This window comes from Hymenobacter gummosus (assembly GCF_003970915.1).
GTDB classification, from domain to species: domain Bacteria; phylum Bacteroidota; class Bacteroidia; order Cytophagales; family Hymenobacteraceae; genus Solirubrum; species Solirubrum gummosum.
Genome location: NZ_RXOF01000019.1, coordinates 39,179 through 64,154, shown reverse-complemented (window position 1 = coordinate 64,154; position 24,976 = coordinate 39,179). Strand labels below are relative to the sequence as shown.

The window sequence follows — 24,976 nt, the reverse complement described above, 5'->3', positions numbered from 1 at the left end:
CTAGCCATTTAGCCATTTTAGCCATTTGGCCATTTTACAAATCGAGCGGCTTACCCTGGTAGAAATCGAGCACCTTGCGGCGGAACAGGTACTCGTACTTGGCCTGAATCATCGACGACTCGGCCCCGGCCAGGTTGTTTTTGGCCTGGTTGAAGTCCGTGCCGTTGAGCAGGCCGTTGTTGAAGCGGATTTCCGCGTTGCGGTAGGCCGTAGTTAGGGCTTCCACCTGCCGCTTATTTGAGGCGTAGCGGCGCTGGGCGGCCAAGGCATCGGCGTAGGCCTGCTGAATGGTCTGGCGCAGGGTCAGGCGCGTCTGCTCGGCGCGCAGCTCGGCCTGCTTCACCCCAATGACGGAGCGCTGCACGTTGGTGCGGGCCTGCCAGCCGTTCAGGATGGGCACAATCAGATTGAAGCTCAGCTGCTTGCCAATGTTGTTCTTCACCTGCGAGCCGAAGCCCTCGGACAGCGTCTCGAAGCGGGGCTGCAGAATACCGGCAAACACGCCCGGCACCGCCTGGGGCCCGTTGGGCGTCACCTGGTAGATAAAGCCCGAGGGCACGATGGTGGAGTCGCCGGTGAGCTTGCGGGCAATGCGGGCCGAGGAGTAGCCCGAGAAAATGCTGGCCCCGAACGTCAGGCGCGGGTAGTAGGCCCCGCGGGCCACTTCCACCCCGCGCACGGCGCTCTGCACGCGCAAATCGGCGGCCTTCACCTGGGGCTGGGTGCCCTGGGCAATCTGGTAGGTGCCATCGGCATCGGCGTCCATGGCGGGCATCTCGTCGGGGTCGGGCAGGGTGGGCACCTGCAGCTGCAGGGAGCTGGTGCGGGCCTGGTCGAGGTTGAGCAGCTGGGCCACCTGCAGGCGGGCCAAATCGCGCTGGTTTTGGGCCGTCACCACGCTCACTTCGTCGGAGGCCAGCTGGGCCTGGGCGTCGAGCAGGTTGCTTTCGGCCACGGCCCCGGCGCGCAGCAGCTTCTGGGTGCGCTCAATCTGCTGCTGGTCGGTGTCGATGCGCAGCTGGCTGGCGCGCAGCAGCTCCTCGCCCAGCAGGTACTGCAGGTAGGCCGACGCCACGTTCAGCGACAGGTCGTTGCGGGCCTGGTCGATGTCGAGCAGGGCGGCCTGGTAGTCGAGCCCGTTGCGCCGGATGGTGTTGCGCACCTGGAAGCCCGAGAAGATGTTCAGGCCGGCCGAGGCGGAGAAGTTATTGGCCCGCGTGGTCTGGCTCTGGAAAGTATAGGTGAGCGGGTCGACGTTGGTGCCGTAGTTCCAGGTCTGCGAGGCGTTGGCCTGGGCCGTGGGCAGCTGCTGCAGGCGGCTCTGGCGCAGCGTGGCCTCGTTTAGCTCGGCCTGCAGCTGCGAGAGGCGCACGTTCAGGTTGTTCTGCAGGGCGTATTCCACGGCTTGCATCAGCGAGAGCGGGCCGGCGGGCGCGGCCTGGGGCACAGCGGCCGCCGGCGGCGCGACGGGCGGGGCTTGTTGGGCCGCGGCGGGCAGGGCCAGGCCCAGCGTGGCCAGCAGAGCGGCGGCGCGGATGGCCCGCCCCGGCAGGGTCGAGTCAGTTTGTTTCATCGGTAGTAGGGCAAAGGGGTCGGTTAACGGGGGCGAGATTACGCAATTCCCCAACGTTGTGTCCGCGAATAACTGATAATGCTTGCATTAATCAATGGCCGGGATGTAGCGCACGGCGTGTACCCAGCGCAAATGCCGCAGGTACTCGAGCGAAATGTCGGTCAGCGGGGAGTCCATTTCGATGAACTGCCGGGCCACCTGGTTTTTGCCCTTCCGCGACACGTTCATGGTGGCAATGTTGCAGTCGTCGTGGGCAATGACGTCGGCAATGAAGGCAATGGAGCCCTTCACGTCGTCGGCGTCGATGATGAGCGTGTGCAGGGCGGCCGAAAAGTCGCAGGGAAAGCCGTCGACTTCCACGATGCGGATAACCCCGCCCCCGCGGCTCTGGCCGATGACTTCTACCTGGGTACCGGCCCGCTCGTCGCGCAGCTCCAGCCGGATGGTGTTCGGGTGCATGGTGGAGGCATTGCCCACGCCCTGAAACGCGTACTGCAGCCCGGCGGCCTTGGCGTGGTCGAACGAGTCGCGGATGCGCACGTCGTCGGTGGCGTAGTCCAGCAGCCCGGCCACGATGGCGCGGTCGGAGCCGTGGCCCTCGTAGGTGCGGGCGAAGGAGTTGTAGAACGTGATGGTGGCGTGGGTGGGCAACGAGCCCAGCACCCGCACCGCGGCGCGGGCAATGCGCACCACGCCAGCCGTGTGCGAGGAACTCGGCCCGATCATCACCGGTCCGATCATGTCAAAAATCGAGGACTTCTCAGCCATTTTTCTGCGGGAAAGCGGGCTAAAGGTACTGCGTTGGGCCACAAAACCAACCCGGCCGCCGGCCTGGTACGGAAGCGGCCTGGCCTCGCGCGTGCCCGCGAGACGCCCCAATTGCACAAAAGGTGGGGGCCGGGCTGGCATTTTCTCTTCTTTTTCGTTCTTTGTGCCTTCCCTCACCCACCCACCACCCCACCACCCTTCTCGTTCTTTCCACCCCTCCATGCCAAACCAGGAAGAGTTTTCGCCCGCAGTCCTCACCCAGCTGCGGCGCCTCCAGGAGAAATATGCCGCTGACGGCCAGGATTTGGCAGCCTACCTCGAAGGCCTCTACCACGCCGATTACATCAATTACTGGGACTACATCGAGCTGGATACGCTGCTTTCCCTGCAACGTCCGCTGACCAAGATTCCCGACGAGCGGATTTTCATCATGTACCACCAGATTACGGAGCTGTACTTCAAGCTCTGCCTGGTGGAGTACGAGCAGATCGGCGACCTGCAAGCCCCCACCCTGGGCGAGCTGGTGCTGCGCCTGGGCCGCATCAACCGCTACTTTGAGAACCTCATCGACTCGTTCGACGTGATGGTCGACGGCATGGACCGGCAGCAGTTTCTGCAGTTCCGCATGGCCCTGATGCCGGCTTCGGGCTTTCAATCGGTGCAGTACCGCTTCATCGAAATCAGCTCCACCGATTTGGGCAACCTCGTCGACAAGGAAAAGGCGCGCCTGCTGGGCGAGTCGGACAACCACGAGGAGCTGATGGGCTGCATCTACTGGAAAGCCGGCGCCACCGTGGAAGACACCGGCGCCAAGGCCCTGACGCTGATTGAGTTTGAGCGCAAATACCACCAGCAGCTGCTCGACCACGCCGCCAAGTTCCGCCAGCGCAACGTGTGGGCCGTGGTGCAGCGCCTGCCCGAGGAAGACCGCCGCCACCCGCGCCTGCTGCGCCAGCTCAAGCAGCTCGACGTGAACGTGAACATCAACTGGCCCCTGATGCACTACAAATCGGCGGTGCGCTACCTGGAGCGGCAGGCCGGCGACGCGGTGCCCGCCACCGGCGGCACCAACTGGCGCAAATACCTGCCCCCGAAGTTCCAGCGCCGCATTTTCTACCCCCAGCTCTGGACCGCGCAGGAGTTTGAGGACTGGGGCCGCAGCTGGGTCGACAAGGTGCTGGAAGAGTCGGCTGCCGTCAGCCAGCACTAACGGACGCATACTAACCGCCCGGGGACGCTCGTTCTCCGGGCGGTTTTGTTATATTGCCCCCTGATAGCCGCCCCTGCCCGACCGCCTGTCTATGAAACGCTTGCTCCTCGCCCTGCCCCTGGTTGCCCTTTCGCTGACCGACGCCCTGGCTACCGGCCAGCAGAGCGGGCCGGCCCCGCTGAACACGCTGCCGCGCTACGGCGGCGCGGCCAAGTCCAAGGCCCTGCGCAAGCTGGACCAAGAGTTTATCGCCCAGTCGCTGAAGCAGTACCGCCAGAACCGCCGGGCCGCTTCGGAAAGCAGCGTGTCGGAGGGCTGGAGCCACTTCTACGCCAGCGACCTGACCACCAGCATCAAGCGCTTCAACCAGGCCTGGCTGCTGGACTCCACCAACGCCAACGTGTACTACGGCTTCAGCGCCTGCCTCACCGAGCAGGGCGAAGCGGCCGCCGCCCACCGCTACTTCCAGCTCGCCCAGCGCTACGACGTGCAGAACCAGGGCGCCAATAAGTACTACGAGCGGCTCACGCTGTACTACCAGAGCCGCAAGCAGACGGCCTCGCGCAGCGCGGGGGCGGTGTAGTTGGCTTGAGTTTGGTTTGTTATTCAGAGGCCCGCGCAATTACTGCGTGGGCCTTTTTGATTAAGATGAATTGACTGGCTCCCTTCGTAGCGAAGCGCACCTAGCAGCTGAACATGGTAACCGAATTGGTAACCAAATTGCTGGCCTAGCAGATGATCCAACGGACAACTGCCCGAATAAATGCACCTGATTATCAACACAATAAATAAAATCACAAATGGACAGGCAGCTAAATCGGTGCCTAAAAGGAGTAACCGAATGTGTACTACTTGTGGACGCTTAACGTATATTTGTCATGACACGACAAGCGGCGGCCCGGTGTACCACCACCGAACCGCCGCCGTCCTAGAGCCCGAAGTGCTTCAGTAGGTGGTCTAGACCTACCCGCACCAGGGCATTCACCAGCTGGGCAATCAGCTGGCTGCGAAAGTCGCCCCCTTCAGGCTTCTCTCGCGGAGCACGACGCTTAGTCATACTAGAAATGGGTTGTGTGACGCTGCCCACTTCTAGAAGCCCCCGGTAGCTGTAACTGCCGGGGGCTTCGTCTTTCGGGGACGATGCGTTGACCGGGCAGCTAGTCGTGCTTTACACCAAAGGTAATAGTGATTATTTAGGACAATGGCAAGAACCAGGGCTTTTTATTCTGTTAGTTTTTTGCTAAGCTGGTTCGCTTCCCAAAGCCCTCTATGAAGTTCATCGTCTCGTCCTTGACGCTTCTATAGCAGTTTTAGAGCGTCAAAAGTGGCTTCGCGAGCGTGACTTATGGCGTCCCTTTTGAAGAGCTTTATTTTTGAAGTTGCTGGCTCGGCGGATCAGCTCAACCATTCGTTGAATTTGCTCCTAATTTGCCGAGGGATTGTCAGCTTGAGTTGCGAGCCTCCCCATTGAGCGGGCCAGCCAAAACCAGAGGTTGATATAGATAAAACGTAATCGGTAAGTCAGGCAGCTTGGCTCCCCCACTGGAACCATTCGCCGTATCTTTGCCGTCTGACCCTTACCCTACCGGCTTGCGGGCCCAGCTCCCCGCCGCCTCTGCTGATGCAAAAACGCGAAGTTGAAATCGTTCTGTCGTCCGCCGAGGCGTACGACGAGCTGGCCCGCTACCGGGCCCTGTTGAAAGCCGCCGGCCTGCAGCCCGGCGAGGCTGATTTTGTCCACCTGCTGCGCCGCAGCATCGACGCGCGGGGGCGCAACGTGGGCATCCGCCTGCGCGCCGACGTGTACCAGTCGCCCCCGCCCCGGGAGCTGTTCGGGCCCTGGGTGCAGTACCAGGACGTGAGCCGGGCCCCGAAAACGGTGGTTATCGTAGGCGCCGGGCCGGCCGGTTTGTTTGCGGCCCTGCGCTGCATCGAGCTGGGCCTGAAGCCGCTGGTGCTAGAGCGCGGCAAGGACGTACGCAGCCGCCGCCGCGACCTGGCCGCCCTCAACAAGGAGCACCTCGTCAACCCCGACTCCAACTACTGCTTCGGCGAGGGCGGCGCGGGCACCTACTCCGACGGCAAGCTCTACACCCGCTCCAAGAAGCGCGGCGACGTGCAGCGGGTGCTGCGCCTGCTGGTGCAGCACGGCGCCACCCCGGAAATCCTCATCGACGCGCACCCGCACATCGGCACCAACAAGCTGCCCTACGTGGTGCAGGCCCTGCGCCAGAGCATCCTCGACCACGGCGGCGAGGTGCTGTTCGACACCCGGGTGGACGACCTCATCCTCACCGACGGCCGCATCCGCGGGGTGCTGACGCAGCAGGGCCAGGAAATCCTGGGCGACGCCGTCATTCTGGCTACCGGGCACTCGGCGCGGGATATTTACGAGCTGCTGGAGCGGCGCCGGGTGCGCATCGAGGCCAAGCCCTTTGCCCTGGGCGTGCGCGTGGAGCACCAGCAGAGCCTCATCGACCAGGCCCAGTACCACCGCGCCGACCGCGGGCAGCTGCCGGCCGCCTCGTACGCCCTGGTGCAGCAGTCGGACGGGCCGGGCGGGCAGCGCGGGGTGTTTTCGTTCTGCATGTGCCCGGGCGGCTTTATCGTGCCGGCGGCCACGGCCCCGGGCGAGGTGGTGGTCAATGGCATGAGCCCCAGCCGCCGCGACTCGCAGTTTGCCAACTCGGGCATTGTGGTGGCCATAGAGCCGGAGGACATGAATCTGCGGCGCGACGGGGTAATGGCCGGGCTGCGGCTGCAGCAGGAAATCGAGCAGCGGGCCTGCCGGCTGGCGGGCAGCACCCAGCTGGCCCCGGCCCAGCTGCTGGGCGACTTCGTGCAGAAAAAGACCTCGCGCAACCTGCTCGAAACCTCCTACCAGCCGGGCCTGGTGTCGGTGCCCATGGATGAGGTGCTGGGTCCGGTGCTGGCCGACCGGCTGCGGCAGGGCTTCCGGGCCTTCGGGCGCAAGATTCCGGGCTTCACCTCGAACGGGGCGCAGATTGTGGGCGTGGAAAGCCGCACCTCCGCCCCCGTGCGCATCCCCCGCGACGCGGCCACGCTGGAGCACCCGGAAGTGCGCGGCCTGTTTCCCTGCGGCGAGGGCGCGGGCTTTGCCGGCGGCATCGTGTCGGCGGCCATGGACGGGGAGCGGTGCGCCGAAGCCGCGGCGGCATTGGCTTAGTGCTTAGTGCTTAGTGCTTAGTGCTTAGTGCTTAGTGCTTAGTGCTTAGTGCTTAGTGCTTAGTGCTTAGTGCTTAGTGCTTAGTGCTTAGTGCTTAGTGCGGTACCCATGGTCGGCAAACCTGGTTGCACCTTTGCCGGTTATTGCGCGTATTCCATTAACACTCTCCCCCTTTCCTGGCTTAGTCGCGTTCTAGGCACCAGGCACTCAGCACCAAGCACTATGAATAAGAAAACCGTCGTCCTCGGCGCCTCCGACAACCCCGCGCGCTACTCCTTTCAGGCCGTCAACCGCCTCAAGAGCCACGGGCACGAGGTGGTGCCGGTGGGCATCCGCAAGGGCCAGGTAGCCGGCCTCGACATTCAGCTCGACAAGCCCGCCGTCGAGGGTGTGGACACCGTGACCCTGTACGTGGGCCCGCAAAACCAGCCCGCCTGGTACGACTACATCCTGGACCTGAAGCCCAAGCGCATCATCTTCAACCCCGGCACCGAAAACTACGAGCTGGAGCGCAAGGCCCGCGAGCAGGGCATTCAAACCATCGAAGCCTGCACGCTGGTGATGCTGTCGGTGGGCAATTATTGATTCTTCAGAACGTCATCCTGAGCTTGCGAAGGACCTTCCTCCTACCCTGCACCGCCGCTACAGTCCGAGCTCGGGCGGCCTAACAGTAGCATCAAAAAGCGCAGCCACCAACGTCAGGGCGTTGGTGGCTGCGCTTTTTAGTCAGTGCGGGGTGTGAGAAAGGTCCTTCGCCTTGGGCTCAGGATGACGGCCTTTTTGTCTTCTGCCAACACCTCCAGGAGCCTTACTCCGCGTTGCCGTACATGTTGGATTCGCCGCCGTCGATGGCAATGGTCTGGCCGCTGACGTAGGAGGCGTCTTCGCTGAGCAGGAAAGCTACCAGCTTGGCTACTTCCTCCGGCTGGCCCAGGCGGCGGGTGGGGTTGTGGCTGGCGTACTGGGCTTCGGCCTGCTTGGGGTCGGCGGGGTTCACCTGCTTGAAGGCCTCGGCCACCATCGGCGTGAGGATGGCGCCGGGGGCAATGGCGTTGGTGGTGATGCCGTAGCGGCCGTACTCCAGGGCCGCGTTCTTGGTCATGCCCGATACGGCGTGCTTGCTGGCCACGTAAGGCATCTGGTTCAGCACCCCGCGGATGCCACCCACCGAGGCCACGTTGACGATGCGGCCGTACTCCTGCTTTTGCATCACCGGCAGCACGTAGCGCAGGCCGTAGTACACGCCCAGCAGGTTGATGTCGATAACCTTTTTGAACACGGCCAGGTCGTACTCGGTGATGCTGGCCTGCTTGCCCTCGATGCCGGCGTTGTTGTAGAAGCCGTCGATGCGGCCGAAGCGGGCCACGGTTTCGTCGACGTACTTTCGCACGGCGGCTTCGTCGGATACGTCGGCTACCACGATCAGCACCTCCGCGTCGGCAAACTCCTGGCTGATGGCCTGCTGGGCCTGCTGAAGGCTCTGCTCGTTGTAGTCGACCAGGGCCAGGCGGGCGCCCTGGCGGGCCAGTTCCTTGGCGGCGGCCAGGCCCAGGCCCATGGCGGCACCCGTTATCAGCACGACTTTTCCTTGCATGTTGCTCATATCACAGAATCAATGTTGATACATACAATACCCCTTACCGGCCGCAATTGTTCAGCCCACCGGCTGGCCGACCGCGGCACCGGGTAAGGTTTGGCTGGTGCCAGTCCGCTGAAAAGCGGCCCCAAGGGCGCGGGCGGCCGCCCGGCAACGGCTGCCTGGGCCGCGCTGAAAAATTTTCTACCTCTTCGGGCAACCTCGCCCCGGGCTTCTTCATCTAGCGCTTCAAACCCCACCGCTACCGGCCTACCACTACCCTTCTGAGCTGTGAACGAACTCGAACTCATCAGTGCCTGCCGGCAAGGCAGCGTCCGGGCGCAGAAGCAGCTCTATGAGCGCTTCGCCGGGCTGATGCTGACGGTCTGCCTGCGCTACCTGCGCCAGCGCGCCGACGCCGAAGAAGCCATGCTCACCGGCTTCGTGAAGGTGTTCCGGGCCCTGGAGCAGTACCGCCACGAAGGCTCGTTCGAGGGCTGGATCCGGCGCATCATGGTCAACGAAGCCCTGGGGCAGCTGCGCCGCAAGGAGCCCCTGCACCTGGCCATCGACGACATGGTGACCGACGTGCCCTCGACCCAGGCCACGGCCGAAAGCGACCTGGCGGCGGCCGACCTGATGCAGCTGCTGAGCGAGCTGCCGGCCGGCTACCGCACGGTGTTCAACCTGTACGCCATCGAAGGCTACACCCACCCCGAAATTGCGGAGCTGCTGGGCATTTCGGAGGGCACCAGCAAATCCCAGCTCAGCAAGGCGCGGGCCATGCTCCAGCGCCGCCTCGAAGCCGCCTCGGCTTCGGCCCTTCCTTCCACCTCAACTACGCCTCATCATGCAACCGGAAGATATTGATAAGCTGTTTCGCGCCAAGCTGGAGCAGCACGCCACTCCGCCCCCGCCCTCCCTGTGGTACGATCTGCAGGAGCAGCTGGAGCCCGAAGAGAAAAAGCGCCGCGGCGGCTTCTTTTGGATGGCCGTAGCCGCCGCCGTGACCCTGCTGCTGGTAGCCGGCGGCGGCTGGCTCGTGTGGCAGAATCCGCAGCTGGGCCAGGGCGCCGGGCAAGGCACGCTGGCCTCGGGTTCGACGACGACCCGCCCGAGCCAGGCCACCAACCCGGCCACGGTTCCAGCTACCACGCCCGAAGCAGCTGCCAATGGCGCCGGTTTCGGGTCAGCAACCGCGGGTAACCCGGCCGATATAGCCGCCCGCACCGACGCCGCCACTACTGCTGAAGAAGCTCCGGCCGACGCCGCGAAAAAAATCGAAAAAACGGCGGTAGCCCAGGCAACGGTGGCCCCCCGCACTCCATCTACCCATCAACAGCAGCACCTACTGGCCCGCACCTCGCCGCGCGCTGCAGCGCGCCCAGAGCCGGCCCGGACGGAAACTCCGGATTTCCGCCCCGCCCCGCAGGCTTCGGTAGTTGAGCGTCAGGCCCTGGCGGCCCAACCGGTAACCGCCCCGGCCCCGACGACCAACGCTGCGCTGGCCCCCAACACCCCGGCCGTGGCCACGGCCCCCACGATGGGCGCCATTGAAGTAGAAGTGCGGCAGCAGCCGGACAACGTGGCCGCCCTGGCCGCCGCCCCCGCTGCCGACGAAACCCCGGGCCGGACGCGGCCCAGCGTCCGCGGGGTGCTGCGCCAGGTGCGCCGCCTCGCCCAGGGCGAAAAACCCGACCTGACCGAGGTCGGCCTGCCCGCCAACCCTGCCCTTACGGTGCAAGCCCGCGTGGCGGGCCACACCCTCACCAAGACTATTTCGCTGTAAGCCGCGCCCCGCCGGCGCCTTTCGCCTCCCCTTCCTCCTGCCTTTCCTTCCCTGACTATGAAACCCGCTTCCTTTCTCGCTGCCCTTGGTTTGCTCTTCACCGGTGCCACCGCCGCCACCGCCGCAAACCTGCCCGCCGCCGCCGCCGGCAACGACGATACCATCATGGTAAAGCTGCCCAACCAGGTGTCGATGACCATTGTAGCCCGCGACAAGCAGCAGCTGCGCGAGCTGAAAGCCTACAAGCTCGACTCCTTGATGGTGCTGCTCGACGCCTACATCACCCAGGCCGAATCGGCGGGGCGCAAGGGCAGCAACGGGCAGGTAACCATGGAGTTCTACCCCGCCAAGGACAAGCCCAGCAGCAAGGCCGCCCCCGAGCAGGTGCGCGTGACGGTGCGCGGCTCCAAGCCCAACGCCGACCGCGTGGAGGTGTTCATGAACAAGAAGCTCGGCGTGACCGTCACTACCGAGGAGGACGGCCAGAACGAGAACGTGTCGGTGCGCATCAACAGCAACGACCCCAAGGCCGACTCCGTGAAGCAGGCCAAGCGCGTGGCCCACAAGAAAAAGCTTAGCGGCACCGACTTCGGCGTCGACCTGGGTCTGAACACCTTCGTCAACAAGCAAACCTACGCCCCCGGCGGCGTGGAGCAGCCCTACGACCTGCGGGCCTGGGGCTCCCGCTACGTGGCGCTGAACTGGAAATTCTGGGCCCGCACCGGCAAGAACAGCCCGCTGTTCTTCCACCTCGGCCCGGAAATAGCCTTCAACAACTACATGCTAGAAGGCAACCGCTACTTCTCGGCCAACGCCGCCGCCAACCGCACCGACATCGTGCAGGAGCCGGCCGACCAGCGCAACCTGGAGAAGAGCAAGCTGGCCGTGACTTCGCTGAACCTGCCGGTGGGCTTCACCCTGAAGTTCAAGGACAAGGACTCGGATAAAGACCTGTTCCGCATCGGCGCCGGCGGCTTCGTGGGCTACCGCATCGGGGCGCACACCAAGCTGAAGTACGAGCAGGACGGCCGCACCCACAAGGACAAGGACCGCGGCAGCTACAACCTGGAGGACTTCCAGTACGGGGTGAGCGGCACCATCGGCGTGCGCAACTTCGACCTGTTCGTGAAGTACAACCTCAACGACGTGTTCAAGGAAAACCGCGGCCCCAAAGCCCAGGCCATCAGCTTCGGCATCACACTGGGGGATATTTAAGGCTAAATGGCCGAATGGTTAAATGGCTGGTCGTTCAGATGGAACGGCCAGCCATTTTTCGTCTTATTCTACCCTGACGACCCGGTCGTAAAATACGGCGCCCTTTTTCAGCAAAAATTCATAACCCAAATATCCACCATGACTGTGCTTCTGGTAGTAGTATTTTCTAATAACTGCGCCACTGCTATTGTCAACGAGTTTCACGTCGCCTTTTTTCAACAGCGCCAAGTCAATTTGATAATAGCGCAGTAACCTATAAGAGCTATTTAACGAGCTTGCACTGGAAGCTGTATCGTCCCATCTTTCATTCACATCTATCGTTACCAGCCTAGCGGTGTCCTTTCCGCATTCCAGCATCATCTTTTCCAGCACTTGCTTAATATGCAAGTCGGTTTTATTTCTGTCACGTATCTGTTGAGCCTTAGCTATAATCGCGTCCTTTCGTATAAATATCGAGCAGACATTATTTCTCAACACAATGCCTCTGTCGCTTAGCGCAGCCGACTTCTTGGGTTTGACCCCAACAACGCAAGACGACAAAAAAACCAAGCTGACAAGTGGTAGTACACCCTGCATTTAATTAATAGTTATGAGTTGTTTCTGGTGAAATAGCTTTCGGAGCCCGACCTGACGGCTACTTAGAGCAACGACTCACTCTCCCCGGAAGAAATTATCCAGCAATATCGCCGCGGAAATGGCCACGTTCAGGCTTTCGGCGCCGCCGCGGCCGGGGATGTGCAGGCGCTGGGTGAGGCAGGCTTCCACCGGCTCGGTGAGGCCGTGCGACTCGCTGCCCATTACCAGCACGCCGGTGGGGCGCAGCTGCAGGCGGTGCACGTTGTCGCCGTGCAGGTCGGCGCCGTAGACGGGCAGCTCCGGGGGCAGCTGCCGGAGCCAGGCGGGCAAATCGCGCTGCCAGACGGGCACGCGGGTGAACGAGCCCATGGTGGAAGAGACGGTTTTGGGGTTCCAGGCGTCGGCGCATGTGTCGGACAACACCACGCCCTGGAGGCCGTACCAGTCGGCCAGGCGGATGAGCGTGCCCACGTTGCCCGGGTCGCGCACCTGGTCGAGGGCTAGCAGCAGCTCGCCGGGCCGGGGGCGCAGCGCGGTTTCCTCCGGAATGCGCACTACGGCCAGGCCCGCGTCGTTGGTTTGCAGGGTGCCCAGGCGCGTGAGCTCCTCGGCGCTGACCACGTCGACGGGCACCTGGGCGGGCAGGCGCAGGCCGGGCTGGGCGGCAAAATCGGTCGTGAGCAGCAGCCGTTCGGGCCGAAGTCCGGAACTTAGCAGCTCGCGCAGGCTTTTGGCGCCCTCCACCAGGAAGGTGCCGGTGCGCTGGCGGTATTTTTTTTGGTGCAATTGCTGCACGTACTTGGCAACGGCTTTCGAAACCATTCTTTCAGTGATACGTCTCTCCTGGCCGCGGTGGCGCGGAGCTTATTGGGTACTGGGCGCGGCCGCCGTGGCCCAGCTGACGGGCTGCTCGCCCATGCGCCTGCTGGGGCCGAAGCAGCGCCTGCTCACGGCCGTACGCATCGAAGGCGTGCGGCAGCTGGAGCGGGAGTCGCTGGAGGAGCTGCTGCGGCAGCGGCCCAACCGGAAGTTTCCGGTGCCACAGCTCGCAATTTACAACCTCGGCTACACCTTCTATAACCCCGAGCGCCTGCAGACCAAACTCGACACGACCCTGTACGAGTTCAAGCAGCGCATTGCCGCCGCCGGCACCGACTCGGTGGCGGTGGGCCGGCTGCTGCAGAAGCGGGAGCGGCGCATCCAGAAGCTGCAGCGCAAGCTCGACAAGGGCAACGCCATCATGCGCATTGGGGAGCCGCCGGTGGTGTATGACTCCGCCCTGACGGCCGTCACCACCGACCAGATTGGCATCTACATGCGCTCCAAGGGCTTTTTCCGCACCCGCGTGTCGGCCGCGGAGGCTCCGCCCGAGCCGCTGGGCCCGCTGGCACGCCTGTTTCGGGCCGATTCGGCCAAGCACGCCGAGGCTCAGGCCCGCAGCCGCCGCGTGACGGTGGTGTACAACGTGGAGGAAGGTCCGCGCTTCAAAATTACCCAGCTGCGCTACGACATTCCCGACACGGCCGTGGCCCGCCTCATTCGCGCGGACACCACCCGCCAGCTGCTGCACGTGGGCCAGTACTACGACGAGGGGCTGATCGGGCAGGAACGCAGCCGGCTGGAGGCCCTGCTGAAAAACCGCGGCTACTACGACTTCAAGGCCCAGTACATCACGCTGGAAGCCGACACCAGCTTTGCCCCGACCACCGTGCGCCTGCTGGTGCAGGTGGCCAACCCCGACGACGCCGACCGGCACCAGCAGTACCGGGTGCGCCGCGTGAGCTTCATCACCGACGCGGGCCTGAACCGCTTCGGCCTGCAGCGCGACACGGTGCGGCGCAACGGGATAGACTATCTGGCTTACAACCACCGCTTCAGCACCCGTATCCTGGACCGCAAGCTGCTGGTGCGCCCCGGCGAGCAGTACAGCCTGCTGAACACCATTCAGACCCAGCGCCAGCTCTCCGGCCTCGACGTGTTCCGCTACGTGGCCGTGAACTACCAGAAACCCGCCAACGACTCGCTCCGGGGCATTCTGGACGCGACGGTGAGTACCACGCCGCAGAAGCGCATTCAGCAGAATACCGAGCTGGGCGGCACGGTGGTGGCCAACAGGCCGGGGCCGTTCGTAAACTACCGGGTGCGCGTCCGCAATGCGTTTGGCGGTGCCGAAGTGCTGGACATTGGCCTGCGGGCCGGTTTGGAAGGGCAGTTTGCTCTGGCTGGTTCGGATGGTAATCCGAATACCCGCCAAAGCCGCCTTACCACCCAGTTCGGGGCCAACGTGAACCTGACGCTGCCGCAGTTTCTGGTGCCGTGGCATACCAACCGGTACTTTACGAACTATAGTCCCCGGACGCGCCTTACCGCCAGCTTCACGTACGTGGACCGTCAGCAGTACAAACGGACCAACCTGGAGGCGACGTACGACTACATCTGGCAGCGCAATATCTTCCACCAGTTTATCCTGACACCGCTGGATATCAGCTTGGTGCGCAGCAAGCTGGATACTTCTTTTCGACGTACGCTGGCCCAGCAGCCCAACGGGGCGGCCCTGCTGCAGGCTTTTCAGCCCGTGCTGGTGCCCAGCATCAACGCTACCTCGCTCTACAACGACAACGACTTCACCCAAACGCTCGACGGGCGCTATCTGCGCCTATTTGCCGAGCTCGGCGGACCATTCCGCAGCCTGTACACGGCCAACGGGGAGGCGTCCAACCACGACGTGGGCAATTCGAACGTAACGGTGTATGACTTCATCCGACTCAACGCCGATTACCGCCGCTACCACAAGCTCAGCACCCGCCAGTTTTTCGTGTGGCGCGTCAATGGGGGACTGGCTACTGCCCTGACCCGCACCCAGTTTAACAGCGTCCAGCAGCCCAGCGGCTACATCATTCCCTACGACCGTTACCTGTTTGCCGGCGGGGGCTCCAGCGTGCGGGCCTGGCTGCCGCGCCGCCTCGGCACCGGCTCCCTGGCTAATACGACTGCGGGCCTGCTTGAACAGCCCGGCGAAGTGCTGCTGGAAGGCAGCGTGGAGTACCGCTTCCCTATCTACGACTTCATCTACGGGGCGGCCTTCACCGACTTCGGCAACGTGTGGACCATCCGCCACCAGGGCGACGCGCAGTCCAACGCCCAGTTTGCCTTCAACCGCTTCTACCGCGAAATTGCCGTGGGCTCGGGCCTGGGGGTGCGCTTCGACTTCACCTTCCTCATCGTGCGCCTCGACTTCGCCGCCAAGGTACACGACCCCACCGCCCCGGAAGGTAAACGCTTCGTGCTGCCGCAATTGGGCAAGAACGGCCAGGGCGACTACCGCGTGCAGCCCAACATCGGCATTGGGTACCCCTTCTGAGTGGTGAAATGGCGAGATGGTGAAATGGTGAGTTGACGTTCATACATAAACGGCCCCGGCAACTGATGTTGCCGGGGCCGTTTGCCTTTGGAGTTGTTGACGGAGCAGGAGCCGCGTGAACGTCAACTCACCATTTCACCATCTCGCCATTTCACCACTGCAAGAGCTCCTGCAGGGCGGCGAGGGTTTTGTCGGCGTTGGGCAGCATCTGCTTTTCCAGCTCCACGTTCAGGGCAATGGCGGGCAGGTTGGCGGCGCCGAGGGTGAAGACCGGCGCATCGAGCTGCTGGAAGCAGTGGCGCTGGATGCGGCCGGCCAGGCTTTCGGCGAAGCTGTTCATCAGCGGCTCCTCCGTCAGCACCAGCACTTTGCCGTGGCGCCGCGTGGCCGCCTGCACGGCGTCCCAGTCGAGCGGGTTCAGGGTGCGCAAATCCAGGATTTCGACCTGGCCGGGCAGTTGCTTGCTCGCTGCCTTGGCCCAGTACACGCCCATGCCGTAGGTGATGACCACGCAGGTGTCGCCCTGGGCCAGCTTGTCGGCCGCGGCTTCCTGCACCACGTTGGCCTTGCCCAGCGGAATGACGTAGCCGGCCTCGGGCTCCACGGTTTTAGCGTCCTCGGTGCCGGCTACCTTGCTCCAGTACAGGCCCTTGTGCTCCAGCATCACCACCGGGTTCGGGTCGAGGAAGGCGGCGCGCATCAGGCCTTTCATATCGGCCGCGTTGGAGGGGTACACCACCTTGATGCCGCGGATGGTGAGCAGCGTGCTTTCGATGGAGCCGGAGTGGTAGGGCCCGCCCCCGCCGTATGCCCCGATGGGCACCCGAATCAGCGACTGAACCGGGAATTTGCCCATCGACAGGTAACAGGACTTCGACAGCTCTTCCACCAGCTGGTTCAGGGCCGGCCAGATGTAATCGGCAAACTGGATTTCCACGATGGGCTTGGCCCCCACGGCCGACATGCCGGCCGTCGAGCCCACGATGTAGGCCTCCTGGATGGGCGTGTTGAACACCCGAGCGTCGCCGTACTTTTTGGCCAGCAGGGCCGCCTCGCGGAACACGCCGCCCAGCTCCCCGCCCACGTCCTGGCCGTAGAACAGCGACTCCGGAAACTCGCGCAGAATGTCGTCCACCGCGTGCAGGGCCGCATCCACCATGATGGCTTTGTCGGCGCCCTGGGGGGCCCGCTCGCCGGCTTCCTCGGTCACGGCCGCCGGGGCGAATTCGTGGTCGGCGAAGGTGGCCGGGTCGGGGTTCGGGGCGGCCAGGGCGCGCTGGTAGTCTTCCTGCACGGTGGCTTCGGCGGCGGCGCGGGCGTAGCCCAGCTCCCCTTCGGAGAAGCCTTCGGTGAGCAGCTGCTGGTGGAAGCGCGGCAGCGGGTCGTCCTGCTGGTGCTTGGCCAGGTTGTCGCCGCGGTACCACTCGCGGCGCACGCCGCTGGTGTGGTGGCCCAGCAAGGGGCATTTGGCGTGCACCAGCACCGGCCCGCGGCGCTGCCGCACGTAGTCGGTAGCGGCCTGCATGGTGGCGTAGCTGTCGACGAAGTCGGCCCCGTCGCACTGCAGGCGGTGCAGCCCTTTGAAGCCGGCGGCAAACTCGTAGGCGTTCATGGAGCGCATTTCGCGGCCGGTGGCCGAAATGCCCCACTCGTTGTCTTGCACCAGGTAGATGATAGGCAGCTGGTGCAGGGCCGCCATCTGCAGGGCCTCGGCCACCTCGCCCTCGGTCATGGCCCCGTCGCCGATGCTGCACAAAACCACGGGTGTTGAATTAATAATTGACAATGAAGAATTAATAATTTCCTGCTGGTGCGCCGTGGGGCCCTCCGCCGAATTATTAATTATTAATTGTTCATTATTAATTGACTCAAGGTACTTGATTCCGTGGGCCATGCCGGTGGCCGGAATGGCCTGCATGCCGGTGGCCGAGCTTTGGTGCGGGATGATCGGCACACCCGGGCGGCGCAGCGAGGGGTGCGAGTAGTAGGTGCGCCCGCCCGAAAACGGGTCGTCGCGCTTGGCCATGAGCTGCAGCATCAGCTCGTAGGGCTGCAGGCCCAGGCCCAGCATAAAGGCGTCGTCGCGGTAGTAAAGGGCGCAGTAGTCGGTTTCGCGCAGCTGGAAAGCCGCCGCCAGCTGAATGGCCTCGTGGCCGCGGGCCGTGGCGTGCACGTACTTGGCCGTCACGGCTTTGTTTTCCTCGTAGATGCGGGCCATTTCGGCCGAGGTCTGCATCAGGCGGTAGGCCCGCAGCAGGGTGGCGCGGTCGATGTGGGCGGCCTTGCTGGCAACGACGGTTTTGGGAGTTTCCAGGGCGGAATCGGTTTGCATGCTGAGCGCGGAAGGTGGCGGATGGCGAAATTAAGGCATCGGGCGCAGATGCGGGCGGCCCGGCAGCAAACACTCGTTAGGATACAACGAAAACCCTTGACAGTAATACGGTTGCCAGCAGCCAGCCCACCGCCTTACGGTTCCGGGGTTCCGGCGTCCCACCGTCGGTAGAGCACTTTCCCATTGGGGTAAGCCAGCGCCGCGCCGCGCAGCATCCGAAAGGCCGCGCGGGGCACGCTCCGCCGCTTGCCCGCGTAGCGGGCCGGTTCGGTCTTGACTTTCGTGTCTGGCGGCAGACGGGACTCGGCCAGGCAGTCGCCATCCAGCAAGATAATCGAGCCACCGTTGCCGGGCCGTACGCGCACGCGGGCGGAAACCGTAGCGGGCACGGCCGATTCGTAGGCGGCCACAATCGGGACGTATAGCGTCTGGGCAAAGCCGACAACGGCGGTATCCAGTTCGAAGCCGGTTTGAGTTAACGCCTCAATCATTCGATTCAGGACAACCTGGCCGGTGTCGGCCGTGAAAATCAGGATTTTATCGACCCCTTTAACTGGTGCTGCGGGTTCAGACGCTTGGGCAGCGGCCAGCCAGGGCGACAGGAATAAACTCACGACAACCAGCAGCATGCGCATGCCCAAAGTTATGCGCCGGCCGCAAACTCGAACCTCGAGCCGCGCCACCAGTCGGTCCCAACGCCGAAAAACCGCCACCTTTGCGGCTGATAACAAACACCCGGCGGGGCTGATTTTCGTCAGGCCGGCGGCGGGCAGTGGTTCCTTGCTTTGCGGCATCGTTTCACCTCTGCTCCGCCGCTCATGGCTGCCCCGCTGCTCACTCCCGCTCTTTCCTCCGACATGGCCCTCGACCCCGATACCGCCCAGCCGCCGTTCCGCCAGCAAGTGGAGCAGTGGATGCGCGGCTTTCAGCAATGGCTCTATACCCTGCTCGAAACCACCGACGGCGGGGCCACCTTCCAGCCCGACGTGTGGCAGCACCACTCGGGGGGCGGCGGCGAGTCGCGGGTGATTCAGCACGGACGCATCCTGGAGAAAGGCGGGGTGAATTTCTCGGCCGTACAGGGCCAGATGAGCGAGCAGGCCGCCCGCGTGCTGCTCATGCCCGACCCGAACTACTTCGCCACCGGCGTGTCGGTGGTGCAGCACCCGCGCAGCCCGATGGTGCCGATTTCGCACATGAACGTGCGCTACTTCGAGGCCGGCAACGGCGAGGCCTGGTTTGGCGGCGGCCTCGACCTGACCCCGATCTACGTGGACGTGGAGCAGGCCCGCTGGTTTCACGAGCAAATTGCGGAAGTCTGCCAGCAGCACGACCCGGGCTACTACGAGCGGTTTAAAACCTGGGCCGACGACTACTTCTTCCTGCCCCACCGCCAGGAAACCCGGGGCGTGGGCGGCATCTTCTTCGACCGCCTCACCGTGGGCAAGGACGGCGACCGGGACCAGCTTTTCGCCTTCGTGCAGGCCGTGGGCGAGGTATACGGCCGCACGTATTCGGAACTGATGCGCCGCAACGCCGGGCTGCCCTACGGCGAGGCCGAGGTGCAGTGGCAGATGCTGCGCCGGGCCCGCTACGCCGAGTTCAACCTGGCCTTCGACCGCGGCACGCGCTTCGGGCTGGAAACCGGCGGCCGTACTGAGAGCATCCTGATGAGCCTGCCCCCGCGCTGCGAGTGGCACTACAACCTGCAGCCCGCGCCCGGCTCCCGAGAGGCCGACACCCTGCGGTGGCTGAAAAAGGGCGTAAATTGGCTCGACAATTCGCCCAATCCGCCCCTTGATTGAACACCTGCAGGAGCTGGACCGCTGGCTGGTGCAGTCGGCCAACGACGCCGCCACCCCGGCCTTCGACCGGCTCATGATTTTCTTTACCGACCGCCTCGTGTGGTTTCCGGCCTACTTTGTCATCATCGTGGCGCTGGCTTACCTGTTCGAGCGGCGGGCCCTGCTGCTGCTGCCGCTGCTGGGCCTGAGCGTGGCCCTGGCCGACGGCATCAGCAGCCGCTTCTTTAAGCCTTACTTCGCCCGCCTGCGCCCCTGCCACGACCCGGAGCTGTCGGCCACGCTGAACCTGGCCAACGGCTGCGGCGGGCAGTTTGGCTTTATTTCCTCGCACGCGGCCAATGCCTTCGCCCTGGCCGTGTTCCTGTGCCTGGCCCTGCCCCCGCGCTTCCGCGTGGCCAAGGCGCTGCTGCTCGCCTGGGCCGCGCTGGTCAGCTTCAGCCGCATCTACCTGGCCGCCCACTACCCCACCGACGTGGTGGCCGGCGCCCTGCTCGGCAGCCTGCTGGCCTGGGGCTGCCACCGCCTCTACCGCCTGGGCGCCGCCCGCTGGTGGTCCTCCCCGGCGACGGGGTGACAGGTGACAGGTGACAGGTGACAGGTGACAGGTGACAGGATGATACTGGTCCTGCTGCGGTGGGTTTCGCCCGCCAGCCGCGTAGCGGCGCCACGTCAATAGAAAGATGTATCTGAAACTAAACCCGAGCTCCGTAGGAGCGGCACCCAACCGGCGCGGTCAGGGTGCCGCTCCTACGGAGCTCAGTCGTTCTTATCAGTTCTGACGGGCTATTGACGTGGCGCCGCTACGCGGCTGGTGAGCGAAACCTGTCACGTGTCACCTGTTACTTGTCACTTATCAGCGGGCAGGCTTGCGGTTGCCGGTGTGGCCGTCGCCCCGGTCGCCCTGGCCGGGGCGGCTGGTGACGCGGGAATTGTGCTTATCGTCCTGCGAGAGGGAGCGGTTTAGGTCCACCTCGCTGGTAAACTGCCCCTTGTCGTTGCGGCGCACGTAGCGCTTGTCGCCGGGCGTGGGTTCGATTAATTCGCGTTTCGACATGACGGTGAAGGAGTTGGTACTCCTTCGCTCCTACGCAGTAGCCGCCGAAAAGTGCCAACGGCTGAGCTTAGCGCCCCGCCGCCGTCACGCCGATGATGACGCCGAAGTCCCCATCGGTCTGCCGCCAGCCCGCCGCCGGCAGGTAGGTGCGCGACACGAAGCCGTCGAGGTACAGGGCCTGGCGGCAGCCCTGCTGCTGGAAGTAGCGGGCAAACTCGTAGAAGCTGACGGGCTGCTTCGACATGGCCAGCAGCACCCGCCCGTCGGGCAGCAGGCCCACCCCGTTGCGCACGTTCAGGTTTTTCGAGCCGGGCTGAAAGGCCGGGTGAATACGCCCGTCGATAACCAGCATCGGCCCCGACTGCGTGGCGTAGCGGATGCGGCCCGATGGGCGGAAGTCCTGGGTACGGCACACAGCGGCGCGGCCGTCGGCAGTGAGGTAGAACACGCCGTTGGGCCGCAGGTAGAAGTTGCCGGTGCCCGCAGCAGTATCCAGCGGCGTGACAACTTTGCCGGCCTGAATGAACAAGCCCACCGGGGCGTTGCCCGCGCGGTACATGCCGCCGTTGGTGGCGAAAACCAGGGTTTTCTGCTGGCCGGCCAGCCAGCCGCGCAGCCGGCCCAGGCTACGCAGCGGCTGGCCGTGCTCGTCGTGCCAGTACAGGGCCAGCCGGCGCGGGTCGGCGCGGTAACTGACGAAGCGGCCGTCAGCGGCGGGCGGCTGGTGCCGCGGTGGCTCCGACTGCCAGGCTACGGCCGTCAGACTCAGGCACAAGCCGAGGAGTATCGGGCGACGGGGCTTCCGCAGCGGCTTCCGGCCTGACGGTGTCAGCATTGCATCGAGCGTATGCGGCGTTACTGTTTTAGCCAAACTACGCCCCGACGCTGAAAGGCGAGCAGTCCGCTTCCAGATTTCACCCACACTTTTTCCACCCCGGCCCGGGCCGTATCCAGCACGGTCAGTTCCAGCACATCGGCCACGGTGGTAGTTAGCAAGGTCACCGATGTGCGGCGACGTACGGCAAACTGCGGTGGCAAGCCCTGATATACGTTTTCCTCCAGCGTGGAATCGCGGCTGCGAAACGAGCTATAGTCGCGCTCGGTGGAATACAGACGGTTTATCCCGTAATACACGTCACCATTCGTATCACTGGGCTTAGCCAGACTTTCGTAACCCACACCGCTCTGAAACAACGTGCCCAGCGCCTCGCAGGTGTAGTCGGTTTGCAGATCCGTGGAACAAGCGCATAGGTGACACCAACGCTTTTCGTAAGCACTGCGGTCATACTGCGTCTGGGTCAGCTGTACGCCCACACCCCGGCCGTTGACGAAGGTGTAGCCGGGCTGCAGATCGGCAAACCAGTGCCAGCGCATCAGCGGGTGGTCCAGCTGAAATTCTTCGCACTCGATTCGCTGGCAGCCCGCCAACGCGCCCGTGGCGACTATTACCGCCATCCACCGCCGCGCTACCGCATTTACTTTGCTCATGCCCGTATCATTGCGGTTCGTTGGAGTCTGCCATAGGAGTCACGATGGCCCCGTAGCGGTTGCAAGGAGCATTCGTTCGGGCAGCAGCGGCGTGGTGGCCCGCTACCGCCCGAGCAGCTTGGCTACGTACTTGCCCACGATGTCAAACTCCAGGTTCACCCGGTCACCGGCCTGCAGGTGCTGAAAGGTGGTGTGCTCGTGGGTGTACGGAATGATGGCTACCGAAAATCCGTCGTCGGTGCTGTTGAAGCAGGTCAGGCTCACGCCGTTGACGCAGATGGAACCTTTCTCCACCGTCACGCGGCCCGGGCCGGTTTCGTGGCGGAAGCGGTAGAGCCAGGAGCCGTTCTGGTCCTCCACCGATTCGCAGACGGCCGTCAGGTCCACGTGGCCCTGCACGATGTGGCCGTCGAAGCGGCCGTTGGCCGCGAGGCAGCGCTCCAGGTTCACCTGCCGGCCCTCGGCCCAGGAGCCCAGGTTGGTTTTCTGCAGCGTTTCGTCGATGGCCGTGACGGTGTGGGTGCCGGCGGCGGCATCCAGGGCGACTACCGTGAGGCAGACTCCGTCGTGGGCCACGCTCTGGTCAATCTGCAGCTCGCTGAAAAAGGGCGAGGCGACGGTAAAATGGCGGTTGGTGCCCTCGGTGCGCACCTGCGTGATGGTGCCAAGGGCTTCGATGATGCCGGTGAACATGGTGCTTCGCACAATTAAGAATTAAGAATGAACAATTAATAATTGGAATCGGCGCCGCTGGCAGCCGCCCAGTATCAATTATTAATTCTTAATTATTCATTATTAATTACTTACCCCGGCCTTCCACGATGATTTTCAGCGTGTAGAGCATCACGCGGAAGTCCATGGCCAGGGACATGTTTTCGATGTAGAGGATGTCGTATTTGAGGCGCTGCACCATCTCGGCCACCGTCTCGGCGTAGCCGTACTTCACCTGGCCCAGGGAGGTAATGCCGGGACGCACGCGGTGCAAATGGCGGTAGTGCGGGGCCACCTGCATGATCTGGTCGATGAAAAACTGCCGCTCGGGGCGCGGGCCCACCAGGCTCATGTCGCCCTTGATGACGTTCCAGAACTGCGGTAGCTCGTCGAGGCGGACCTTGCGCATAAAGCGGCCCCAGGGCGTGATACGCGGGTCGTTCTTGCTCGACAAGGCCGGCCCCAGCCGCTCGGCGTCGATGTACATCGAGCGGAACTTGTAGATCTTAAAGGGCTGTCCGTGCTTGCCGATGCGCTCCTGGGCAAAGAAAATGGGCCCCTGCGACGAGAGGCGCACCATCACGGCGGTGAAGGCGTACACCGGCCAGGCCAGCAGCAAAAACAGGGACGAGCCCACTACGTCGATGCCGCGCTTGAGCACCTCCTGCCACACCGGCAAGAGGTCGTGCTTGATTTCGATGAGCGGAGTGCCGAACAGGTGGTTGACCTTCACCGAGCCCAGCAGAATCTGGTACACGTCGGGCAGCACGCTCACGCGCGCCGGGGTGCCTTCCAGCTGGGCCAGCACCTGCTGAATCATCTGGTGCTCAGAGGGCTCCAGCGCCACCACCACCTGCTCCACGTGCAGGGCCCGGATGAGGGCCGGCAGCCGCTCGTAGGAGCCGCGCCGGGGCAGCTCGGTGGCCAGGTCCGGGTCGACGGCGTCGCCCACGGGCACGAAGCCGATGATGTTCAGGCCCAGGTGGCGGTTGCTGCGCTCCAGCTCCCGGTAGGTTTCCAGGGCCAGCGGGCTGGAGCCCACCAGCAAAGAATTAAAGGAAATGACGCGCTTGCGCACCAGCCCCTGAATGCTGGTGATGGCCCAGGTTCGCAGCACCGCCGTGATGGTGAAGTGCAGCAGGAAGTAGGCCGAAATGGTCTTGTAGTAGAGCCGGTAGTTGCTCACGCCCTGGTCGTCGAGCAGCAGGGCGAAGAAGATGACCACCGCCCCCAGAAAGGAAATGCGGGCCAGCCGGATGATTTCGCCCACCCGCGACTTGCGGAAGATGTCACGGTACTCGCCGATGAGCGCGTACAGGGCCACCCAGAACAGGGCAATCATCAGGGCCGAGCCGGTGAGCGTGAACAGCTGGTCGCCGGTGAAGCGGTAGCCGGCGTTGATTTCGCTCAGCAGGTATTTGCGCAGCAGGTAAAAGCTACCCCAGGCCAGCAGGCCCGCCCCAAAATCGGCGGCCAGCAGCTTAAACTTTTGCAGGGAGCGAATCAACGGGGCGTAAGGAATGGAAAAGCGAAACTACCAAGCCGGGGCGCGGCACAACTACCGCGCCGCCGTAGCTTTGCGGGCAGTAGAGGCCGCCCGGCCGCGCGCAAAGGTAGGGCGGTTTTGCCCGTCGTCCGCCATGCCCGCCTTTCCTCCCGCTTCCGCCGCCGCTGCCCCCGACTCCTACCGCCACCGCGGCCAGCGCCGCGCCCTGGTGGCCGAGCTGCACCGCAAGGGCATCCGCGACGAGCGGGTGCTCGGGGCCATCGGCGAAGTGCCGCGCCACTTGTTTTTCGAGCCGGCCTTCGAGTCGCACGCCTACCAAGACAAGGCCTTTCCCATCGGCGAGGGACAGACGATTTCGCAGCCCTACACGGTGGCCTACCAGACCGAGCTGCTGCAGCTGCGGCCCGGGCAGCGGGTGCTGGAAGTGGGCACCGGCTCGGGCTACCAGTGCGCGGTGCTGCTCACGCTCGGGGCCGAGGTCTTCACCATCGAGTACAACCGGGTGCTGTTTGAGCGCACCCGGCAGCGGCTGGCCGCCCTGGGCTACCGCGGCGCCCAGCTCTACTGCGGCGACGGCTCGGTGGGCCTGCCCGCCCAGGCCCCGTTCGACTGCATCCTGGTGACGGCGGCGGCCCCGGCCCTGCCCCGGCCCCTGCTGCAGCAGCTGGCCGTGGGCGGGGTGCTGGTGGTGCCGGTGGGCTCGGAGCAGGCCCAGCGCATGGTGCGCGTGGTGCGCGAATCGGCCGACGGCTTTGCCCGCGAGGATTTTGAGGAGTTCCGCTTCGTGCCCCTGCGCGGGGCGGCGGGCTGGGCCAGCTAGGCCG

The 24,976-nt window shown here is 64.1% G+C and carries 24 protein-coding genes; 11 read left to right on the top strand and 13 right to left on the bottom strand.

Features of this window, described 5'->3' with window-relative positions; all coding sequences use genetic code 11:
- Positions 1–34: 34 nt before the first annotated feature.
- Entirely contained in the window at positions 35–1,573 is a 1,539-nt protein-coding gene (locus EJV47_RS24465; protein ID WP_126695841.1) for a TolC family protein, read from the bottom strand.
- An 87-nt stretch (positions 1,574–1,660) separates the two neighbouring features.
- Complete coding sequence (gene sdaAB / locus EJV47_RS24460; protein WP_126695840.1) at positions 1,661–2,341, bottom strand: L-serine ammonia-lyase, iron-sulfur-dependent subunit beta; 681 nt, start codon at positions 2,339–2,341, stop codon at positions 1,661–1,663.
- Between the two features lie 220 nt (positions 2,342–2,561).
- Between sdaAB and EJV47_RS24455 the strand changes: the two genes are divergently transcribed.
- Positions 2,562–3,551 (top strand): tryptophan 2,3-dioxygenase family protein, encoded by a 990-nt coding sequence (locus EJV47_RS24455; protein WP_126695839.1) that lies wholly within the window; start codon positions 2,562–2,564, stop codon positions 3,549–3,551.
- Between the two features lie 91 nt (positions 3,552–3,642).
- A complete protein-coding gene (locus EJV47_RS24450; protein ID WP_126695838.1) occupies positions 3,643–4,134 on the top strand; it encodes a hypothetical protein in 492 nt (163 codons plus the stop codon).
- A gap of 345 nt (positions 4,135–4,479) precedes the next feature.
- Here EJV47_RS24450 and EJV47_RS28985 read toward each other — a convergent pair whose 3' ends face one another.
- Positions 4,480–4,608, bottom strand: coding sequence for a hypothetical protein (locus EJV47_RS28985; protein WP_279389077.1), 129 nt, complete (start codon positions 4,606–4,608; stop codon positions 4,480–4,482).
- 564 nt (positions 4,609–5,172) lie between these two features.
- Here EJV47_RS28985 and EJV47_RS24445 point away from each other — a divergent pair.
- The gene (locus tag EJV47_RS24445; protein ID WP_126695837.1) at positions 5,173–6,738 is read left to right on the top strand and encodes an NAD(P)/FAD-dependent oxidoreductase; all 1,566 of its coding nucleotides are present in this window, start codon (positions 5,173–5,175) and stop codon (positions 6,736–6,738) included.
- 222 nt (positions 6,739–6,960) lie between these two features.
- Positions 6,961–7,323, top strand: a complete 363-nt coding sequence (locus EJV47_RS24440) for a CoA-binding protein (protein WP_126695836.1) — start codon at positions 6,961–6,963, stop codon at positions 7,321–7,323.
- 223 nt (positions 7,324–7,546) lie between these two features.
- Here the strand turns inward: EJV47_RS24440 and EJV47_RS24435 are convergent, their stop codons facing one another.
- Positions 7,547–8,332 carry an SDR family oxidoreductase gene (locus EJV47_RS24435; RefSeq protein WP_243651303.1) on the bottom strand — a complete coding sequence of 262 codons (786 nt, stop codon included), beginning with the start codon at positions 8,330–8,332 and terminating at the stop codon, positions 7,547–7,549.
- Positions 8,333–8,605: 273 nt separating this feature from the next.
- Here EJV47_RS24435 and EJV47_RS24430 point away from each other — a divergent pair, with 273 nt between their 5' ends.
- From EJV47_RS24430 to EJV47_RS24420, 3 genes are read left to right on the top strand one after another with little or no spacing between them, the layout of a single operon-like run.
- A complete protein-coding gene (locus EJV47_RS24430) occupies positions 8,606–9,184 on the top strand; it encodes an RNA polymerase sigma factor (RefSeq protein WP_126695834.1) in 579 nt (192 codons plus the stop codon).
- Positions 9,165–10,103 (top strand): hypothetical protein, encoded by a 939-nt coding sequence (locus EJV47_RS24425; protein ID WP_126695833.1) that lies wholly within the window; start codon positions 9,165–9,167, stop codon positions 10,101–10,103. The genes EJV47_RS24430 and EJV47_RS24425 overlap by 20 nt, the downstream gene beginning before the upstream one ends.
- A 57-nt stretch (positions 10,104–10,160) precedes the next feature.
- Positions 10,161–11,318, top strand: a complete 1,158-nt coding sequence (locus tag EJV47_RS24420) for an outer membrane beta-barrel protein (protein ID WP_126695832.1) — start codon at positions 10,161–10,163, stop codon at positions 11,316–11,318.
- A 63-nt stretch (positions 11,319–11,381) separates the two neighbouring features.
- Here the strand turns inward: EJV47_RS24420 and EJV47_RS28500 are convergent, their stop codons facing one another.
- Together EJV47_RS28500 and EJV47_RS24410 are read right to left on the bottom strand one after the other, a co-directional pair.
- Positions 11,382–11,705, bottom strand: coding sequence for a hypothetical protein (locus tag EJV47_RS28500; protein ID WP_207895986.1), 324 nt, complete (start codon positions 11,703–11,705; stop codon positions 11,382–11,384).
- 264 nt (positions 11,706–11,969) lie between these two features.
- A complete protein-coding gene (locus EJV47_RS24410; RefSeq protein WP_126695830.1) occupies positions 11,970–12,716 on the bottom strand; it encodes a TrmH family RNA methyltransferase in 747 nt (248 codons plus the stop codon).
- A gap of 7 nt (positions 12,717–12,723) precedes the next feature.
- Here EJV47_RS24410 and tamL point away from each other — a divergent pair, with 7 nt between their 5' ends.
- On the top strand, positions 12,724–15,255 hold the full coding sequence (gene tamL / locus EJV47_RS24405; RefSeq protein ID WP_126695829.1) for a translocation and assembly module lipoprotein TamL: 2,532 nt from the start codon (positions 12,724–12,726) through the stop codon (positions 15,253–15,255).
- Between the two features lie 151 nt (positions 15,256–15,406).
- On the opposite strand, the gene EJV47_RS24400 is transcribed toward tamL, so the two are convergent.
- The gene (locus EJV47_RS24400; protein ID WP_126695828.1) at positions 15,407–17,587 is read right to left on the bottom strand and encodes an alpha-ketoacid dehydrogenase subunit alpha/beta; all 2,181 of its coding nucleotides are present in this window, start codon (positions 17,585–17,587) and stop codon (positions 15,407–15,409) included.
- A gap of 134 nt (positions 17,588–17,721) precedes the next feature.
- Positions 17,722–18,222, bottom strand: coding sequence for a hypothetical protein (locus tag EJV47_RS24395; RefSeq protein WP_126695827.1), 501 nt, complete (start codon positions 18,220–18,222; stop codon positions 17,722–17,724).
- 222 nt (positions 18,223–18,444) lie between these two features.
- Here EJV47_RS24395 and hemF point away from each other — a divergent pair, with 222 nt between their 5' ends.
- Entirely contained in the window at positions 18,445–19,392 is a 948-nt protein-coding gene (gene hemF, locus EJV47_RS24390) for an oxygen-dependent coproporphyrinogen oxidase (RefSeq protein WP_126695930.1), read from the top strand.
- Complete coding sequence (locus EJV47_RS24385) at positions 19,385–19,966, top strand: phosphatase PAP2 family protein (protein ID WP_126695826.1); 582 nt, start codon at positions 19,385–19,387, stop codon at positions 19,964–19,966. Before hemF ends, EJV47_RS24385 begins: the two co-directional genes overlap by 8 nt.
- Positions 19,967–20,245: 279 nt before the next feature.
- On the opposite strand, the gene EJV47_RS24380 is transcribed toward EJV47_RS24385, so the two are convergent.
- From EJV47_RS24380 to EJV47_RS24360, 5 genes are all read right to left on the bottom strand, one after another.
- On the bottom strand, positions 20,246–20,446 hold the full coding sequence (locus tag EJV47_RS24380; RefSeq protein ID WP_126695825.1) for a hypothetical protein: 201 nt from the start codon (positions 20,444–20,446) through the stop codon (positions 20,246–20,248).
- A gap of 67 nt (positions 20,447–20,513) precedes the next feature.
- A complete protein-coding gene (locus EJV47_RS24375; RefSeq protein ID WP_243651302.1) occupies positions 20,514–21,221 on the bottom strand; it encodes a phosphodiester glycosidase family protein in 708 nt (235 codons plus the stop codon).
- An 80-nt stretch (positions 21,222–21,301) separates the two neighbouring features.
- On the bottom strand, positions 21,302–21,934 hold the full coding sequence (locus tag EJV47_RS24370; RefSeq protein WP_126695823.1) for a hypothetical protein: 633 nt from the start codon (positions 21,932–21,934) through the stop codon (positions 21,302–21,304).
- A gap of 102 nt (positions 21,935–22,036) precedes the next feature.
- Entirely contained in the window at positions 22,037–22,627 is a 591-nt protein-coding gene (locus EJV47_RS24365; protein ID WP_126695929.1) for a riboflavin synthase, read from the bottom strand.
- A 106-nt stretch (positions 22,628–22,733) separates the two neighbouring features.
- Positions 22,734–24,152: a sugar transferase gene (locus tag EJV47_RS24360; RefSeq protein WP_243651301.1), complete on the bottom strand. Its 1,419-nt coding sequence runs from the start codon at positions 24,150–24,152 to the stop codon at positions 22,734–22,736.
- A gap of 133 nt (positions 24,153–24,285) precedes the next feature.
- On the opposite strand from EJV47_RS24360, the gene EJV47_RS24355 reads away from it, so the two are divergent.
- A complete protein-coding gene (locus tag EJV47_RS24355; RefSeq protein WP_126695822.1) occupies positions 24,286–24,972 on the top strand; it encodes a protein-L-isoaspartate(D-aspartate) O-methyltransferase in 687 nt (228 codons plus the stop codon).
- Positions 24,973–24,976 lie beyond the last annotated feature (4 nt).

Excerpts from the sequence above, each read along its gene's own strand:
- EJV47_RS24465 (WP_126695841.1), bottom strand. The coding sequence starts at position 1,573 with ATGAAACAAACTGACTCGACCCTGCCGGGGCGGGCCATCCGCGCCGCC.
- sdaAB (WP_126695840.1), bottom strand. The coding sequence starts at position 2,341 with ATGGCTGAGAAGTCCTCGATTTTTGACATGATCGGACCGGTGATGATC.
- EJV47_RS24455 (WP_126695839.1), top strand. The coding sequence starts at position 2,562 with ATGCCAAACCAGGAAGAGTTTTCGCCCGCAGTCCTCACCCAGCTGCGG.
- EJV47_RS24450 (WP_126695838.1), top strand. The coding sequence starts at position 3,643 with ATGAAACGCTTGCTCCTCGCCCTGCCCCTGGTTGCCCTTTCGCTGACC.
- EJV47_RS28985 (WP_279389077.1), bottom strand. The coding sequence starts at position 4,608 with ATGACTAAGCGTCGTGCTCCGCGAGAGAAGCCTGAAGGGGGCGACTTT.
- EJV47_RS24445 (WP_126695837.1), top strand. The coding sequence starts at position 5,173 with ATGCAAAAACGCGAAGTTGAAATCGTTCTGTCGTCCGCCGAGGCGTAC.
- EJV47_RS24440 (WP_126695836.1), top strand. The coding sequence starts at position 6,961 with ATGAATAAGAAAACCGTCGTCCTCGGCGCCTCCGACAACCCCGCGCGC.
- EJV47_RS24435 (WP_243651303.1), bottom strand. The coding sequence starts at position 8,332 with ATGCAAGGAAAAGTCGTGCTGATAACGGGTGCCGCCATGGGCCTGGGC.
- EJV47_RS24425 (WP_126695833.1), top strand. The coding sequence starts at position 9,165 with ATGCAACCGGAAGATATTGATAAGCTGTTTCGCGCCAAGCTGGAGCAG.
- EJV47_RS24420 (WP_126695832.1), top strand. The coding sequence starts at position 10,161 with ATGAAACCCGCTTCCTTTCTCGCTGCCCTTGGTTTGCTCTTCACCGGT.
- EJV47_RS24410 (WP_126695830.1), bottom strand. The coding sequence starts at position 12,716 with ATGGTTTCGAAAGCCGTTGCCAAGTACGTGCAGCAATTGCACCAAAAA.
- EJV47_RS24400 (WP_126695828.1), bottom strand. The coding sequence starts at position 17,587 with ATGCAAACCGATTCCGCCCTGGAAACTCCCAAAACCGTCGTTGCCAGC.
- EJV47_RS24395 (WP_126695827.1), bottom strand. The coding sequence starts at position 18,222 with ATGCGCATGCTGCTGGTTGTCGTGAGTTTATTCCTGTCGCCCTGGCTG.
- hemF (WP_126695930.1), top strand. The coding sequence starts at position 18,445 with ATGGCCCTCGACCCCGATACCGCCCAGCCGCCGTTCCGCCAGCAAGTG.
- EJV47_RS24380 (WP_126695825.1), bottom strand. The coding sequence starts at position 20,446 with ATGTCGAAACGCGAATTAATCGAACCCACGCCCGGCGACAAGCGCTAC.
- EJV47_RS24370 (WP_126695823.1), bottom strand. The coding sequence starts at position 21,934 with ATGAGCAAAGTAAATGCGGTAGCGCGGCGGTGGATGGCGGTAATAGTC.
- EJV47_RS24365 (WP_126695929.1), bottom strand. The coding sequence starts at position 22,627 with ATGTTCACCGGCATCATCGAAGCCCTTGGCACCATCACGCAGGTGCGC.
- EJV47_RS24355 (WP_126695822.1), top strand. The coding sequence starts at position 24,286 with ATGCCCGCCTTTCCTCCCGCTTCCGCCGCCGCTGCCCCCGACTCCTAC.